Genomic DNA, 15717 nt, shown 5'->3' with positions numbered 1-15717 from the left:
GTCCGTATCACTGGCTGATACGAGCCACAGTGGCGTCTTGTCGCCACAGCTGACCGTTAGCGTTCAGTCCGTCACTCAGCGGGAAGAACGGCTGTACGAATCCAGGATTGCGGGTTCGTGGAAAGCGAGGGGGCGGCAGTGACCGAGCCGCACGAGGACGGTATGCCGGACGGTCTCACGGGCCCGGAGCGGTCCATGTGGTGGGCGTTCCGGGTCGGCAGGGCCTGTGACATGAGCGAGGGGGACCCGGCTCTGGACGATCCGTTCGGGCCGCGCCCCTGGGGGGACGAGCGCAGTGTGCGCGCCGAGGTGGTGGCGCTGCTGCTGCTCGACGGACCGCCGGCGCGATCGGGGCGGGTGGCGGCGCTGAAGCTGCGCGGGGTGCGGATATCGGGGGCGCTCAATCTCGCCGGCGGGACGATCGGTCCGTACGTCGAGATGAACCGCTGCCGGTTCGACGAGGAGATCGTGCTGCCCGAGGCGCACTTCGGGACGCTGCGGATGGTGGAGTGCGCGCTGCCCCGGCTGGAGGCGGCGCGGCTGAGCACCCAGGGCGACCTGCACCTGCCGCGCTGCCGGGTGGAGCGGGGGATCCGGCTCACCGACGCGCAGATCGGCACGGACCTGCTGATCAACCAGATCCAGGTCTGGCCCGACCGGCGCGGGCGGGCGATCACGGCGGACGGCCTGGTGGTGGCGCAGGACCTGCAGGCGGAGCTGATCGAGACGTACGGCGAGCTGAGCCTGCGCGGGGCGAAGGTGGGCGTGTCGCTGAGTCTGCGGGGCAGCGTGCTGCGCGGGGCGCAGGAGCGGCGGGCGCTGAACGCGCCGCAGCTGACCGTGGAGCGCTCGCTCTATCTGAACGCCGCGTGGGTGTACGAGTCGACGGGGAACGCCACGGCCACTCCGCCCTACGGCATCGGGTACACCCCGGTGCGGGGGGCGCGGCGCAAGCCGGTCGAGTGCCACGGCGGGGTGCGGCTCGACGACGGGCGGTTCGGCGACGCGGTGGACCTGCACTACGCCCGCTTCATGCTGAACGGCGCGCGCCGCGAGGAGGTGTCGCTGCGCCGGATCGTCACGCCGGAGCTGCGGTTCAACGGAGAGCGCCCGGAGGAGGGGCGGGTGGTGCTCAACGGCGCCAAGATCGTGACCCTGATCGACCTGTCGACCAGCTGGCCGGGGCCCGGCGGGCTCGCGATGAACGGCTTCGTCTACGAGAACCTGGTGCCGTACGGCCACTTCCCGCTGGCGCGGCGGCTCGAGTGGGTGGCCGCGGCGACCCCGGAGTACGCCCCGGAGCCGTACGAACGCCTGGCGACGGTCCTGCGCAGCAGCGGCGAGGACGCGGACGCCCGGGTGGTCCTGCTCGCCAAGCAACGGCGGCGACGGGAGACGCTCCCGGTGGCGGGGAAGCTCTGGGGCTATCTCCAGGACTGGACGGTGGCGTACGGCTATCGCCCGGGCCGGGCGGCGCTCTGGATGGCGGTGCTCTGGGCGGCCGGGGCGATCGCCTTCTCCCGCTACGACCCGGTGCCGCTGAAGGCGGAGGAGTCCCCCCGGTGGAACGCCACGCTGTACGCGCTGGACCTGCTGCTTCCGGTGATCAACCTCGGCCAGGAGGGCTACTGGCGGCTGGAGGGCGTCTGGCAGTGGGGGGCGACGGCCCTGATCCTCCTCGGATGGGTGCTGGCGACGACCGTGGCGGCGGGGGCGTCCCGGCTGTTGCGACGGGGTTAGGGCGCGCGGGGGGGCGCCGGACGGCGGGGCGGGAGGGGCCGGGCGTGTCGGGCGGCGGGGGGACACGCCCGGCCCGGGCGCGCCGCCCGGTCGGAGGGGGGATCGGGGGGCGCACGGCACGGATTCCGACCAGGCTCACCCCTTTCTTTACCCTGTCTTGACCTCGGTCAGGACAACTTTCCCGCCGCCACCAAAGCTTCACAGCTCCCCACTGGCGCCGTCCTCACCTGCGGTTTTCAATGGCGGCACCATGTCATTGCTCCGCGCCCTGATCGGCACCGCCCGACTCGTCCGGCACGCGCCGCGGCTCGCCGCCGTCCTGCCACCGGACGACGACGTGCTGCTCGACGCGCCGGACGGACGGCTCGCGCCGGCGCTGGTCGCCGCGGCCCTGGCGGACCCCGGCCCGGCGGCCAGGCTCCTCGCCGCCACCCGGGAGGCCGCCGAGTGGGAGAACCGGGACCGCTATGTCGCCCGGCTGGCCACCTTCGCCTACAACCGCGACGACTGGCTGGCCCAGTGGCTCTCCGCCGCTCCCCGCGACCCGGACGCGCTGCTCGTCAAGGCGCAGCTCGCGATGCGCAAGGCGTGGGATTCCCCGGCCCGCGCCGAACGGCTGCGGGAGCTGGGCCCGATGATCGACGCGGCCGCCGAGGCGGCTCCGCGCGATCCCGTCCCGTGGCGCCTCGCCCTGGACCACGCGCGGGGCACGCATGCCGCGCACACGGAGTTCGAGACGCTGTGGGAACAGGCCGTCCGTCGCTCCCCGCACCACTACGGCTGCCATGTCGCCGCCCTGAAGTACCTCTCGGCCCAGTGGTACGGCTCGCACAGCGAGTGCTTCGACTTCGCCGAGCAGGCCGCAGAGGACGCGCTGCCCGGCTCCCTGATCCAGGCACTGCCCGCCCGCGCCGCCTTCGCCGAACTGCTCGTCGGTACCGGCCGCCTCCACGAGGACCGGATCGACGCCGCCGCGGACCGGGCGGTCGCGCTGTCCGCCGCGTACCCGGTCGGCGATCCGTGGCCGGCGGAGGTCCGCAATCTGCTGGTGTACGTCCTGGTCAGGCGCGGGCGGTGGGACGAGGCGCTGGAGGAGTTCCGGCGGCTCGGGCCCTGTGCGACGTCGTTTCCCTGGACGCTGGTGGGCGAGGATCCGCTCGCCCGGTTCCTCGCCGCGCGGGACGCCGTACGCGTCGAAGTGGCCCGTTCGACACCGCTGCGGGAAGCCGGACGGGGACGGGCCGGTCGAGGCGGGCCCCGCGGCCATTACGCTTGACCGCTGTGACCACCGCTCGCCTGCCTCTCTTCCCGCTCAACGCGGTGCTGTTCCCGGGCCTCGTGCTGCCCCTGAACGTCTTCGAGGAGCGTTATCGCGCCATGATGCGCGAGCTGCTCAAGACCGACGAGTCGGAGCCGCGCCGCTTCGCCGTCGTGGCGATCCGCGACGGCCGGGAGGTCGCCCGGACCGCCCCGGGCATGCCTGATCCGACGGCGCAGCCGGAGAAGGGCCCCGCCGCGGGCTTCGGCGCCGACCCCATCCAGGCGTTCCACCGGGTCGGCTGCGTGGCCGACGCGGCGACGATCCGGGAGCGGGCCGACGGCAGCTTCGAGGTGATGGCCACCGGCACGACTCGGGTGAAGCTGCTCTCGGTCGACGCGAGCGGGCCGTTCCTCGTGGCCGAGGTCGAGGAGCTCCCGGAGGAACAGGGCGACGAGGCGGCCGCCCTCGCCGAGGGCGTCCTGCGGGCGTTCCGCAGCTACCAGAAGCGGCTGGCGGGAGCGCGGGAGCGGTCCCTGACGACGAGTGAGCTGCCGGACGATCCCTCGGTGGTGTCGTACCTGGTCGCGGCGGCCGCGGTGCTCGACACCCCGGCCAAGCAGCGGCTGCTGCAGGCCCCGGACACGGCGACGCGGCTGCGTGAGGAGCTGACGCTGCTGCGGGCCGAGACGGCGGTGCTGCGGCATCTGCCGTCGCTGCCGGCGGTGGATCTGACCCGGGCGCCGACGAGCCCGAACTGACGGAGGAGCCCGGTGGCGAAGAAGCAGAAGAAGCAGGCGAACGGCGGCGGCACCCCCGCTACGGTGGCGCTGGCGGCGGCCGGGACCCCGTTCACCCTCCACGCGTACGACCACGACCCGGCGTCGCCGTCGTACGGCGAGGAGGCGGCGGAGGCGCTGGGCGTCTCCCCCGACCGGGTCTTCAAGACGCTGGTCGCGGACGTGGACGGCGAGCTGACGGTCGCGGTGGTCCCGGTCGCCGGACAGCTGGACCTGAAGGCCCTCGCCTCGGCCGTCGGCGGCAAGCGCGCGGCCATGGCCGACCCGGCCGCCGCCGAGCGCACCACGGGCTACGTCCGGGGCGGCATCTCCCCGCTGGGCCAGCGCAAGCGCCTGCGCACGGTCCTGGACGCCTCGGCCTCGGAGCACCCGACGATCTGTGTCTCGGCCGGCCGCCGCGGCCTGGAGGTCGAGCTCTCCCCCGCGGACCTGGCCGCCCTGACGACGGCCGTACTGGCCCCGATCGGCCGCGGATAGCGGCGGTCCCGCCCGCGGGGGCGGGACCTCCCCGGCTCCGTGCCGGCGCGGAGCGCCTTCAGCCGCGCGCGGGCGGAGGCGTCGAGGACGGCGGCGGCGAGGCGGGCGACGGGGGCCACTCCGGCTCCGGGTCGCGCGGGCCGAAGAGCGCCGTCAACCCCAGGTGGACGGCGGTCGCGGCCAGCGGCCACGCCAGGATCGCCCCCTGCCACATCTCCAGCTTCAGCGGCGCGTCGAACACCACGTTCGGGCCCACCGCCTTGGCGTGGGCCACCACGTCGTGTGTCGGCCCCAGGTACGTCCCCACGCCCCACCCGAGCAGCGAACCCAGCACACCCCCGACCGCGAGGCCCAGGACCAGCGCCACGCCGCCGTGCCGGTGGAAGAGGAAGACCAGGAGAGCCGCGACCGCCCCGAAGCCCAGCGCCAGCAGCACGAAGGTGCCGTCCGCGCCGATCGCCGACTCCCCCTCGCTGTCGCGCAGGAAGACCGCCTTGCCGTCCGAGATGAGCGGCACCCGCGGCGCCAGCCACAGCCACAGCGGCCCCAGGGCCGCCCCGACGACCACGGAGACGGCGGCCACCACGGCCGCCTGCCGCAACTCCGTCCCCGTACTCGGCACGTCGTCCTCCTCGGGCGACGGCGGGTAGGGCGGGGGCCAGGCGTGGGCGTCGTGCGGGGGCTGGTGAGGCGGTGTCAGGGGTGCGGTCACCCCGCCATCGTGCCAGGTGCCCCGGCGCCTCGCCTCAGCGGACCGCCGCCCGCCGGTAGGCCCATGTGGCCACCGCCAGCGACGCCACGCCCACCGCGCCGCACACCGCGAGGTCGAGCCCGACCGCGGCCCAGTCGGGACGCGGGCCGAACGTCCGGGCCAGCGCCTCCACCCCGTACGTCGACGGCAGCAGATCGCGCGCCCAGCCGATCGGCCCCGGCAGCCGGTCCGCCGGAAGCACGCCGAGCAGCAGCGCCGCCGACATGCCCAGCTGGCCGAGGAGGGTCGCCAGTTCCTGGCGTGGCGCGAGCAGGCCCAGCGCCGCACCGAGGCCGGCGAGCGCGGCCCCGGCCAGCGGCACCACGGCGGCCAGGATCCACAGGTGCCCGAGGGGCAGCCCGAACAGCACCGAGCCGATGACGGCGGTGACGACCGTCCCGGGCACGGTGAAGGAGGCGTACGCGCCCGCCGCGCCGAGGACCACGGCGGCCGGCGGTACCGGCAGCGTGGCGTAGTGGTCGAGCCCGCCGCCGGCCCGCAGCTGGCCGAAGTACTGCGCGAGCAGGTTCAGCGCGACGAAGGCGACGACGAGGACGGACGAGCCGGCCACCACGGCCCGCGCCTCCTCCCCGCCGTCGACGACTCCCCTCATCAGGACCATGATCCCGACGGACTGGAAGGTCGCCACGAAGAGCAGGGGGATGCGGGAGACCCGGGCGCGCGAGAGCTGCGCTCGGTACACGGCCGCGAGAGCGGGCAGCAGCCGGGCGCGCGGGGCGAGCGGCGCGGCCGCGGCGCCGCCCTCGCCGCCGTCGCGGGTCCACGGCGCCGACGCGCCGGTCGGCCGGACCTCGGCGGGCACGATGCTCACTGCGTACTGCTCCTGACCGTCCGGTTCCCTGACTGCACGCACGACTGCACGCACGGATTCACGCCTTCACCAGTCCTTTGGTCTCGCCGCCCAGCGCCAGGTACACGTCCTCCAGGCTCGGCGTCGCCAGTGTGAAGTCGTCCAGGGCCGCGAACGCCGCCCCGCCCGTGACGGCGGCGACCGCCGCCCGGGCCTCGTCCGGGGCGAGCCGCAGGGTCCAGCGCCGGCCGGATTCCTGGGCGGAGGTCCGCAGCGCGGCGACCTCGGGGACGTCCAGCGGGGCGCGCTCGCGCCACACCAGGTCGACCCGCACCTCGCCCGCGACGCGTTCCTTGAGCCCGGCCGGGGTGTCGCAGGCGATGACCCGGCCGCGTTCGAGGACGGCGACCCGGTCCAGTACGGTCTCGGCCTCGATGACGTTGTGGGTGACGAGCAGCACGGTCGTGCCGTGCTCGGCGCGGCGCCGGTCGACGGCGGCCCAGACGGCCCGCCGGGCGACGGGGTCCATGCCGGTGGTCGGCTCGTCGAGGACGAGGACCGGCCGCTGACCGATCAGGGCGGCGGCGACGCAGGCGAGCCGCCGCTGTCCGCCGGAGAGCTTCTTCAGGGGGCGCCCGGCCAGCTCGCCCAGACCGAGTTCCTCCAGGACGGCGTCGCGGGCGGCGCGCGCGTCCCGGGCGCTCAGACCGCGCAGCCGGCCGGTCGTCTCGGCGGCGAGGGCCACGGTCAGCTCGTCGAGCGCGGTGGACTCCTGGCCGAGGTAGGCGAGCAGCCGGGCGGCGCGCTCGGGGTGGCGTACGAGATCGTGGCCGAGCAGCTCGACCGAGCCGGAGTCGGGGCGCATCAGGCCGGTCAGCTGGCGGACGAGCGTGGACTTGCCGGCTCCGTTGGGTCCGAGCAGGCCGAAGATCTCGCCGCCGCCGACGTCCAGGCTGATGCCGTCGGTGGCGCGCACCTCGGGCGTCGCGGGGGTCCCTCGCCTGCCGCGCGCGGCGGGGTACGTCTTGACCAGATCCCGCACCACGCACACCGTACTCACGAGGGATGAGCCTACGGGGTCCCCGGCCCTACTCCCCCGCGGGGGCGTGTTCCGCGGCGGCACGGACGTCGATCTCGCGCCAGAAGCCGGCCCGGATGGCATACCGGTCGTGCTCGTCGATCTGGTCGTCCTTGTGGGCGAGCAGACCGAACCGTGCCGCGTACCGGAGGAGTTCGCCGTCGATGCGGTGCGGGATGCGCGGGTACATCGTGGCGAGCCGCTGGACGTGGCTCTGCTCGGGGAGCCGTTCCATCCAGCGACGGGCGAAGACCTGCCCCACTTCGAAGGGGTCGCCGCCGACGGTGGTGATGTCCTCCTCGCGGTCGGCCCAGCGCTGCTCGGCGCTGGTGAGCTGGGCGAGGGTGGGCAGCGAGGCCGTCTCCGCGGGTTCGCCGAGGGCGCCGCCGGGGCGTTCGATCCAGCCCTTGTCGGAGGACCAGCGCAGCGTGGCGTTGGCCGGGTGGGGGTGGGCGTGGGTCGTGTGGGGGTGAGCCGGGGACGCGGGACCGCGCAGCCCGGCCAGGTCCTTGGGCGTGGGGACGCCGGCCTTGCCGGTGGCGGGCGAGGGGACGCCCGGCGCCGATCCGTTCGTGGAGGGGGCGGAGGGCGCGGGGGCCGGTGATCCGTTCTGGCCGCGGGCGGCCGTGGCCGCGGCCTCGGCCGCCCGTTCGGCGGACGCCGCGAGGGCCGACTCGGGCAGCGGGGCGGAGAGGATGGCGGCGATCTCGGGGCGGGGCACGGGCGGGGGCGCGCAGATGCCGGTGAGGTCCTTGGCGCGCACGGCGCGGGTGATCCAGGCGCGGTCGAGGACCCGGCGCTCGTCGGCCTCGGCGACCAGGTCCTCGGACTGGTTGTAGTCGCCGTCGGCGGCCTGGACGGCCCAGAGGTGGACGGCGACGCCGTGTTCCTTGGCGGACATCAGGCCCGGCAGGAGGTCGCCGTCGCCGGTCACCAGGACGACGTCGGAGCAGGCGCGATTTCTGGCCAGTTCGGTGAGTTCGGCGTGCATCGCCGCGTCGACGCCCTTCTGGGCCCAGCGGCCGTCGCTGCGGGTCAGGGCACCGAGCCGGACGGTGACCCGGGGCATCACGCGCAGGCGGCGGTGCTCGGGCTGGGGCACCCGGTCGGGTGCGCCGTCGAACCAGTAGATCCGGAGCAGGGGCTGTTCGGTGTCGGCCTCGGCCCCGTCGCGCAGGCCCTGGATGAGGGCGGCGTGGTCGACGGTGATCCGGGAGCGGGACGGTTCCCCGGCGAGGAGGCTCGCGGCGGCGCCCAGCAGATAGCCGGCGTCCACCAGAACGACGCAGCGGTCCACGTGTTCCACCCTCTTTCGGGAACCTCGGGATCGGAAGTTGCTTCGGATTTCCTTCGAGTCTGCCCGACGGCCGGGAGGTTGACGGCCGGAACTGGATCATCGGCGTGGCGGATCCCGTGCGCCGGGGACACTCACGGTGCGTAATGATCCAAAGTGCGGCGGTTCATACCGTATGTGAGTCTGGCAGCGGCCCTGGCCCCGAGATTCCCCTGAGGAGGCATCACCATGGCCAAGAACAAGAACCAGAAGAGTCCGCAGAAGCAGTCGGCGGCCGAGCGTGGCACCCAGCAGGCGCAGCAGTCGGCGATGGAGTCGCAGGCCGAGCAGCGCGCCGCACAGGTGACGCCCGGCGACATGGCCCGCAAGGGCCGGCAGAAGCGCTTCGGCCACAACTGATCTCACCGCGGATCTCACCGCGACAGACCTGCGGAAGGGGCGCGCCCGTGACGACGGGCGCGCCCCTTCGGTGTGCCGCGGGACGCTCCGGCGGGCCCGGAGGGCGTGAGGGGCCCGGAGGGCGTGAGGGGCCCGGAACCAGGCGGACGGGCAGGCTCGCCGGCGGGCCCCAGGGCGTGTTTCGAAAGTCCCGCCTGCCCCGCGACGCCTGGCACGCACGCTCGCCGCGTCGTCGGGATCGTCCATGTACATCCGGTACGAGGGCGCCCCTCCGCCGTGCGATCGCGCGCACCGGACGCCGCGGGGCCCGCCCTCCGGGCGGACGGCGCCACTTTCGCAACACGCCCTAGCCGGCCAGGCAGGACGGGCCGAGCAGCACCTTCAGGTCGCCGAAGAGCGCGGGGTCGGGCTGGACGCGGTGCCGGTCGAGCCGGAGCACGGTCGTCTTGCGCGGGCCCTGGAGCTTGATCCGCACCTCGGTGTTGCCCTTGTGGTGGCCCAGGATCTCGCCGAGCCTGCTGATCATGGGCGGGGTGACCTTCACCGTGGGGATGGTGAGGACGACGGGCGCGTTGGTCCCGGCGTTCGAGAGGTCGGGGACCATCAGCTCCATGGCGACGAGCCGGGGGATGTCCTCGCGCTTGTCGAGGCGGCCCTTGACGAAGACGACCGTGTCCTCGACGAGCTGGGTGGACACCAGCTGGTACGTGGCGGGGAAGAACATGCACTCGATGGAGCCGGCCAGGTCCTCGACGGTGGCGATGGCCCAGGCGTTGCCCTGCTTGGTCATCTTGCGCTGCAGGCCGGAGATGATGCCGCCGATGGTGACGACCGCGCCGTCCGCGTGCTCGCCGCCCGTCAGCTGGGAGATGCCGGCGTCCGTCTTGTCGGACAGGACGTGCTCCAGGCCGAAGAGCGGGTGGTCGGAGACGTAGAGGCCGAGCATCTCGCGCTCCTGGGCGAGCAGGTAGGACTTCTCCCACTCGACGTCGGAGAACTCGACGTCCAGGCCGAAGCCGGGCTCGTCGCCGGCGTCGTCGCCCATGCCGCCGAAGAGGTCGAACTGTCCCTCGGCCTCCTTGCGCTTGACCGCGACCACGTTGTCGATCATCGGCTCGTGGTGGGCGACCAGCCCCTTGCGGGTGTGGCCCATCTCGTCGAAGGCGCCGGCCTTGATCAGCGACTCGATGGTCCGCTTGTTGCAGACGACCGCCTCGACCTTGTCGAGGAAGTCGGGGAAAGAGCTGTACTTCCCCTTCGCCTTGCGCGACTTGATGATCGACTCGACGACGTTGGTGCCGACGTTGCGGACGGCGGAGAGCCCGAAGAGGATCACGTCGTCGCCCTGGGCGGCGAAGTTGGCCTCCGACTCGTTCACGTTGGGCGGCAGCACCTTGATGCCCATACGGCGGCACTCGTTGAGGTAGACCGCGGACTTGTCCTTGTCGTCCTTGACCGAGGTCAGCAGCCCCGCCATGTATTCGGCGGGGTGGTTGGCCTTGAGGTAGGCGGTCCAGTAGGAGACCAGGCCGTACGCGGCGGAGTGGGCCTTGTTGAAGGCGTAGCCGGCGAACGGCACCAGGACGTCCCAGAGCGCCTGGATCGCCTCGTCGCTGTAGCCCTTGTCGCGGGCGCCCTTCTGGAAGAGGACGAAGTTCTTCGCCAGCTCCTCGGGCTTCTTCTTGCCCATCACGCGGCGGAGGATGTCGGCCTCGCCGAGGGAGTACCCGGCGATGATCTGTGCGGCCTTCTGCACCTGCTCCTGGTAGACGATCAGGCCGTAGGTGACCGCGAGCACCTCTTCGAGGGGCTTCTCCAGCTCCGGATGGATCGGCGTGATCTCCTGCTGCTTGTTCTTGCGCAGGGCGTAGTTCGTGTGGGAGTTCATGCCCATCGGGCCCGGCCGGTACAGGGCGGACACGGCGGAGATGTCTTCGAAGTTGTCGGGCTTCATCAGCCGCAGCAGCGACCGCATGGGGCCGCCGTCGAACTGGAAGACGCCGAGGGTGTCACCGCGCTGGAGCAGTTCGAAGGTCTTCGGGTCGTCGAGCGGCAGGGCCAGCAGGTCGAGGTCGATGCCCTTGTTGGCCTTCACCATCTTGACGGCGTCGTCCATGATGGTGAGGTTGCGCAGGCCCAGGAAGTCCATCTTCAGCAGGCCGAGCGACTCGCACTGGGGGTAGTCCCACTGCGTGATGGTCACGCCGTCCGTGTGTCGCACCCAGATCGGGGCGTGGTCGACGATCGGCTCGCTGGACATGATCACGCCGGCGGCGTGCACGCCCATCTGCCGGACCAGTCCCTCGACGCCCCGTGCGGTGTCGATGACCTTCTTCACGTCGGGCTCGTTCTCGTACATCGCCCGGATCTCGCCCGCCTCGCTGTAGCGGGGGTGGGAGGGGTCGGTGATGCCGTTGAGGTCGATGCCCTTGCCGAGGACGTCGGCGGGCATGGCCTTGGTGAGCCGGTCGCCCATGGCGTAGGGGTAGCCGAGGACGCGCGCGGAGTCCTTGATCGCGTTCTTCGCCTTGATCTTGCCGTACGTGCCGATCATGGCGACCTTGTCGGAGCCGTACTTCTCCGTGACGTAGCGGATCACCTCGACGCGCCGGCGCTCGTCGAAGTCGATGTCGACGTCGGGCATCGAGACGCGCTCGGGGTTGAGGAACCGCTCGAAGATCAGGCCGTGCGGGATCGGGTCGAGGTCGGTGATGCCCATGGCGTACGCGACGATCGAGCCGGCGGCGGAGCCTCGGCCGGGGCCGACGGCGATGCCCTGCTTCTTGGCCCACATGATGAAGTCGGCGACGACGAGGAAGTAGCCCGGGAAGCCCATCGAGATGATCGTGTCCATCTCGTACTCGACCTGCTTCATGCGGTCGTCGGGGATGCCGTCCGGGAAGCGGCGGTGCATGCCGCGCATGGTCTCCTCGCGGAACCAGGAGACCTCGGTGTAGCCCTCGGGGATGTCGAACTTCGGCATGAGGTTCTTCTCGACGAACATGCCCTCGGTGCTGACCTGCTCGGCGACCAGCAGCGTGTTGCGGCAGCCCTCCTGCCAGGCGTCCGAGGAGTCGACGGCGTACATCTCCTCGGTGGACTTCAGGTAGTAGCCGGTGCCGTCGAACTTGAAGCGGTCCGGGTCGGAGAGGTTCTTGCCGGTCTGGATGCACAGCAGCGCGTCGTGGGCGGTGGCCTCGTGCGCGTACGTGTAGTGCGAGTCGTTGGTGACCAGCGGCGGGATGCCGAGCTTCTTGCCGATCTCCAGGAGCCCGTCGCGGACCCGGCGCTCGATCTCGATGCCGTGGTCCATCAGCTCCAGGAAGTACCGGTCCTTGCCGAAGATGTCCTGGTACTCGGAGGCCGACTTCAGGGCCTCGTCGAACTGGCCGAGGCGCAGCCGGGTCTGCAGCTCACCGGACGGGCAGCCGGTGGAGGCGATCAGGCCCTCGGACCACTGAGAGATGGTCTCCTTGTCCATCCGGGGCCACTTCTGGAGCCAGCCCTCGGCGTAGGCGTCGGAAGAGAGCTTGAAGAGGTTGTGCAGTCCGGTGGCGTTCGCCGCCCAGATCGTCTTGTGGGTGTAACCACCGGAACCGGAGACGTCGTCCCGCTTCTGGTGCGGCTGGCCCCAGAGGATCTTCCGCTTGTTCCGCCGGGACTCGGGGGCGACGTACGCCTCGATGCCGATGATCGGCGTCACCCCGGCCTTCTTCGCGGTGTGGAAGAAGTCGTAGGCCCCGTGGAGGTTGCCGTGGTCGGACATCGCGATGTGGGACATGCCCATCTCGTTGCACGCGTCGAACATGTCCTTGAGCCGCGCGGCACCGTCCAGCAGGGAGTACTGGGTGTGGACGTGAAGGTGCGTGAAGGGCGGCTTGGTCACGGCGGGAGGCCTCCAAAACAGTCTGGGGGGACAGCCTGGAAGTCTACGTCGGCCGACCGACAGACCGGTGCGGATACGCCCGGGCGGAGCCCGCCGGTGCGAGGCGCCGGCCCGGCGGGGGACGGGCACTCGGGGGTACCGTCGCGCGTTGAGAGAGACGGATCACCCCGTCCGTTTTGTCATGCACAGCCATGCGTCCCGTCCCGCACCAGGAGGCACCCTCGATGTCGGTCCCCCAGCCCACCGCCGCGCAGCGCGGTGAGCAGATCCTCGCCGTCTTCGACACCGCCTTCGGCGAGCTCCTCGCCGCCGACCCGGCCGCCTTCCGGGTCAAGTTCCGGAAGATGGCCGGCTCCGCCTTCGCCTTCTACCGGGGCGCCGCGTCCCTGTTCTACGCCGATCTGGAAGGGGAGCGGCACGGCGGTCCGTACGTGGACGAGCGCACCGGCCGGGTCTGGATCCACGGCGACCTGCACGCCGAGAACTTCGGCACGTACATGGACGCCACGGGCCGGCTGATCTTCAACGTGAACGACTTCGACGAGGCCTACGTCGGCCCCTTCACCTGGGACCTCAAGCGGCTCTCCGCCTCCCTGGCGCTGATCGGCTACGCCAAGGCCCTCAGTGACGAGCAGATCACCGAGCTGGTGCGGATCCAGGCCGCCGCCTACCGGGAGCGGATCCACGCGCTCGCGACCGGTGCCAAGGACGACGAGGTGCCGTCGTTCACCCTGGACACGGCCGAGGGGCCGCTCCTGGACGCGCTGCGCGACGCCCGGGGCATGACGCGGTTCGGGCTGCTGGACTCGATGACCGAGATCCGTGACTTCGAGCGCCGCTTCTCCTCCGGCGCCGGGGCCGTCGAGCTGGACGCCGCCGCCCGCTACAAGGTCCTGGCGGCCTTCGACGGCTATCTGGAGACTCTCCCCGAGTCCAGCCTGGCCCGGCCGGACTCGTACCGGGTCAAGGACGTGGTCGGGCGGCGCGGGATCGGGATCGGCTCGGCGGGCCTCCCCTCGTACAACATCCTGCTGGAAGGCAACAGCGACGCCCTCGAGAACGACGTCGTGATCTACATGAAGCAGGCGCAGACACCGGCGGTTTCGCGCCATGTCACGGACGCGGCGGTGCGGGAGTACTTCCAGCACGAGGGCCACCGCACGGTGATCTCGCAGCGGGCGCTCCAGGCGCACGCGGACCCGTGGCTGGGCTGGACGGAGCTGGACGGGTCGGGGCAGCTGGTCGCGGAGGTCTCGCCGTACGCGGTGGACCTGGACTGGTCGGACATCGACGACCCGCAGGAGATCGCGGCGACGGTCGCCGACCTGGGCCGGGCGACGGCGACGATGCACGCGGCGGCGGACGACTCCAGCGGCCACTCGCTGGTGCCGTTCTCGACCGAGCGGGCCATCGACGCGGCGATCGCCGCCGACGAGGACGGCTTCGCGGAGCTGTTGGTGGACTTCGCCCACGCGTACGGGGCACGCGCGCGTGCCGACCACCAGATCTTCGTCGACCTGTTCCGCAACGGCCGGATCCCGGGCCTCTAGGTCCGTTCACAGGGAGCCCTTAAGAGGCTCTTACGGACGGGCATGGCACACTTCCCAGGCTATGGACATATCAGGGACGCGGCTTCGGGGGCTGCGGGCGGCGCTTTTCACGGCACTGGTCGTGACGCTGTCCGTCGGCTCCCACGTGCTGCTGTCCCGGGTCCCGCTGCCGCTGACGGCCGTCGGTCTGCTCGCGACCGGCGTCTTCGCCGTGGCGTACGCGCTGGCCGGGCGCGAGCGCGGCTTCGGGCCGATCGCGGGGCTGCTCGTCCCGCTGGAGCTGGCGGCCGACACGGTCTTCACCACGGGCCAGGCGCTCTGTTACGGCCCCGCCGGCGGCCCGGTCGCCGGCTCGCTGCGGGCGGTGGGCGTGGACGTGCTCTGCGGCGGCGACGTGGGCGCCGAGCTGCCGGGGGTGGCCGCCCCCGAGAGCGGAAGCCTGGCCGCCCTGCTGCATGCGCCGAACCCCGCCCTGCCGTGGCTGCTGCTGGCCGCCCATGTGTCTGTGGGGCTCTTCGCCGCCGCCTGGCTGCGCCACGGCGAGCGGGCGCTGGCCGGGCTCCTCCGGGCCGTGGCGGCCTTCGCGTTCCGGCCGCTGCTGCTGGCGGCGGCGCTCCGCGGAGGGGCGCGCCCGGCCCCCGAGCTCGGCGGGCACCGCGCGCAGGAACCGCGCCGCTCGCGCACCCGGCTTCTCGTGCACTCCGTCGGACGGCGGGGACCTCCGTGTTCGGGCCTCGCAGGCGCCTGAGCACGTCGTCCCTTTCCCACCTTCCTTTTCCACGGAGATCACGATCATGAGTTCACGCAACAGCCAGGCCAACAAGGCGGCCGCCCGCGAGCGGCTCCGCATCGAGCGCGAGCGTCAGGCGAAGAAGGACAAGACCCGCCGCCAGGTGGTCGTCGGTCTGACGGCGCTCGGCGTGCTGGCCGTCGCCGGGGGCGCCGGCTACATCGTCGTCCAGTCCAACAAGCCCTCCGCGTGGGAGGCCGCGGCCAAGGCGACCCAGATCACCGCGCCCAGGAACACCGAGGGCACGAACGGCACGACGGTCGTCATCGGCAAGCCGGAGGCCACCAAGACGCTGGAGCTCTACGAGGACTCGCGCTGCCCGGTGTGCGCCACGTTCGAGCAGCAGGTCGGCCCGACGGTCGACAAGGACGTCACCGACGGCAAGTACAAGATCAAGTACATAGGCGCGACGTTCATCGACAACGCCGCGCAGGGCGAGGGCTCGAAGAACGCCCTGTCGGCCCTGGGCGCGGCGCTCGACGTGAGCCCCGAGGCGTTCATGAAGTTCAAGGCGGCCCTCTACTCCACGAAGTTCCACCCGGAGGAGACGCAGGACAAGTTCGCCAAGGACTCCTACCTCCTGGAGATCGCCGACTCGGTCCCGGCCCTGAAGGGCAACGCGCAGTTCAAGAAGAACGTGGAGGACGGCACCTTCGACGCCTGGGCGATGAAGATGTCCGCCACCTTCGACGCGAGCGGGGTGACCGGCACCCCGACGCTGAAGATGGACGGCAAGACGCTGACCGCCGAGGGCAGCAAGAACCCGCCGCTGACGGTCGACGAGTTCACCGCGGCGCTGACTCCCGCCCTGAAGGGCTGACCCCCCGACGCGCGGTCCGGCTCACCGTACGGCGGTGCCTTCCGCGCGATCCGGTCGACAACC

At 72.2% G+C, this 15717-nt stretch carries 13 protein-coding genes; 8 read left to right on the top strand and 5 right to left on the bottom strand.

The genetic code is table 11. The features are described from left to right. The first annotated feature begins 138 nt into the window (after nt 1-138). The 4 genes from AB0K65_RS08975 (at nt 139) to ybaK (ending at nt 4275) form a co-directional block, all read left to right on the top strand. Nucleotides 139-1740, top strand: coding sequence for an oxidoreductase (locus AB0K65_RS08975; protein WP_365715099.1), 1602 nt, complete (start codon nt 139-141; stop codon nt 1738-1740). Nucleotides 1741-1990: 250 nt separating this feature from the next. Beyond that, nucleotides 1991-3016 (top strand): hypothetical protein, encoded by a 1026-nt coding sequence (locus tag AB0K65_RS08970; RefSeq protein WP_365715098.1) that lies wholly within the window; start codon nt 1991-1993, stop codon nt 3014-3016. 5 nt (nt 3017-3021) lie between these two features. Then, nucleotides 3022-3759: an LON peptidase substrate-binding domain-containing protein gene (locus AB0K65_RS08965; RefSeq protein ID WP_365715097.1), complete on the top strand. Its 738-nt coding sequence runs from the start codon at nt 3022-3024 to the stop codon at nt 3757-3759. Between the two features lie 12 nt (nt 3760-3771). Beyond that, nucleotides 3772-4275 (top strand): Cys-tRNA(Pro) deacylase, encoded by a 504-nt coding sequence (gene ybaK / locus AB0K65_RS08960; protein WP_365715096.1) that lies wholly within the window; start codon nt 3772-3774, stop codon nt 4273-4275. A 58-nt stretch (nt 4276-4333) separates the two neighbouring features. Here the strand turns inward: ybaK and AB0K65_RS08955 are convergent, their stop codons facing one another. The 4 genes from AB0K65_RS08955 to AB0K65_RS08940 form a co-directional block, all read right to left on the bottom strand. Further along, nucleotides 4334-4987 (bottom strand): DUF2567 domain-containing protein, encoded by a 654-nt coding sequence (locus AB0K65_RS08955; protein ID WP_365715095.1) that lies wholly within the window; start codon nt 4985-4987, stop codon nt 4334-4336. A 34-nt stretch (nt 4988-5021) separates the two neighbouring features. Further along, nucleotides 5022-5750 carry an ABC transporter permease gene (locus AB0K65_RS08950; RefSeq protein WP_365715243.1) on the bottom strand — a complete coding sequence of 243 codons (729 nt, stop codon included), beginning with the start codon at nt 5748-5750 and terminating at the stop codon, nt 5022-5024. Between the two features lie 166 nt (nt 5751-5916). Further along, entirely contained in the window at nt 5917-6888 is a 972-nt protein-coding gene (locus tag AB0K65_RS08945) for an ABC transporter ATP-binding protein (RefSeq protein WP_365715242.1), read from the bottom strand. A gap of 37 nt (nt 6889-6925) precedes the next feature. Further along, nucleotides 6926-8212, bottom strand: a complete 1287-nt coding sequence (locus tag AB0K65_RS08940) for an NYN domain-containing protein (protein ID WP_365715094.1) — start codon at nt 8210-8212, stop codon at nt 6926-6928. 225 nt (nt 8213-8437) lie between these two features. Here AB0K65_RS08940 and AB0K65_RS08935 point away from each other — a divergent pair, with 225 nt between their 5' ends. Further along, nucleotides 8438-8608 (top strand): hypothetical protein, encoded by a 171-nt coding sequence (locus tag AB0K65_RS08935; RefSeq protein ID WP_365715093.1) that lies wholly within the window; start codon nt 8438-8440, stop codon nt 8606-8608. Between the two features lie 346 nt (nt 8609-8954). Here AB0K65_RS08935 and dnaE read toward each other — a convergent pair whose 3' ends face one another. Continuing rightward, complete coding sequence (gene dnaE, locus AB0K65_RS08930) at nt 8955-12494, bottom strand: DNA polymerase III subunit alpha (protein ID WP_365715092.1); 3540 nt, start codon at nt 12492-12494, stop codon at nt 8955-8957. A gap of 224 nt (nt 12495-12718) precedes the next feature. Here dnaE and AB0K65_RS08925 point away from each other — a divergent pair, with 224 nt between their 5' ends. The 3 genes from AB0K65_RS08925 to AB0K65_RS08915 all read left to right on the top strand — a co-directional run bounded on the left by AB0K65_RS08925 (nt 12719) and on the right by AB0K65_RS08915 (nt 15654). Beyond that, a complete protein-coding gene (locus AB0K65_RS08925) occupies nt 12719-14044 on the top strand; it encodes a DUF2252 domain-containing protein (RefSeq protein ID WP_365715091.1) in 1326 nt (441 codons plus the stop codon). Between the two features lie 61 nt (nt 14045-14105). Continuing rightward, a complete protein-coding gene (locus tag AB0K65_RS08920; RefSeq protein WP_365715090.1) occupies nt 14106-14792 on the top strand; it encodes a hypothetical protein in 687 nt (228 codons plus the stop codon). Nucleotides 14793-14838: 46 nt separating this feature from the next. Beyond that, nucleotides 14839-15654, top strand: coding sequence for a DsbA family protein (locus AB0K65_RS08915; protein ID WP_365715089.1), 816 nt, complete (start codon nt 14839-14841; stop codon nt 15652-15654). The last annotated feature ends 63 nt before the right edge of the window (nt 15655-15717 follow it).

The organism is Streptomyces sp. NPDC053755 (assembly GCF_040677675.1).
In the GTDB taxonomy this organism is placed as follows: domain Bacteria; phylum Actinomycetota; class Actinomycetes; order Streptomycetales; family Streptomycetaceae; genus Streptomyces.
The sequence above is the reverse complement of the archived record's forward strand: the minus strand, read 5'-3'. Positions and strand labels throughout refer to the sequence as shown.

Bases quoted from the DNA above. Each gene is read 5' to 3' on its own strand.
- AB0K65_RS08970 (WP_365715098.1), top strand. From the start codon at position 1,991: ATGTCATTGCTCCGCGCCCTGATCGGCACCGCCCGACTCGTCCGGCAC.
- AB0K65_RS08935 (WP_365715093.1), top strand. From the start codon at position 8,438: ATGGCCAAGAACAAGAACCAGAAGAGTCCGCAGAAGCAGTCGGCGGCC.
- AB0K65_RS08925 (WP_365715091.1), top strand. From the start codon at position 12,719: ATGTCGGTCCCCCAGCCCACCGCCGCGCAGCGCGGTGAGCAGATCCTC.
- AB0K65_RS08920 (WP_365715090.1), top strand. From the start codon at position 14,106: ATGGACATATCAGGGACGCGGCTTCGGGGGCTGCGGGCGGCGCTTTTC.
- AB0K65_RS08915 (WP_365715089.1), top strand. From the start codon at position 14,839: ATGAGTTCACGCAACAGCCAGGCCAACAAGGCGGCCGCCCGCGAGCGG.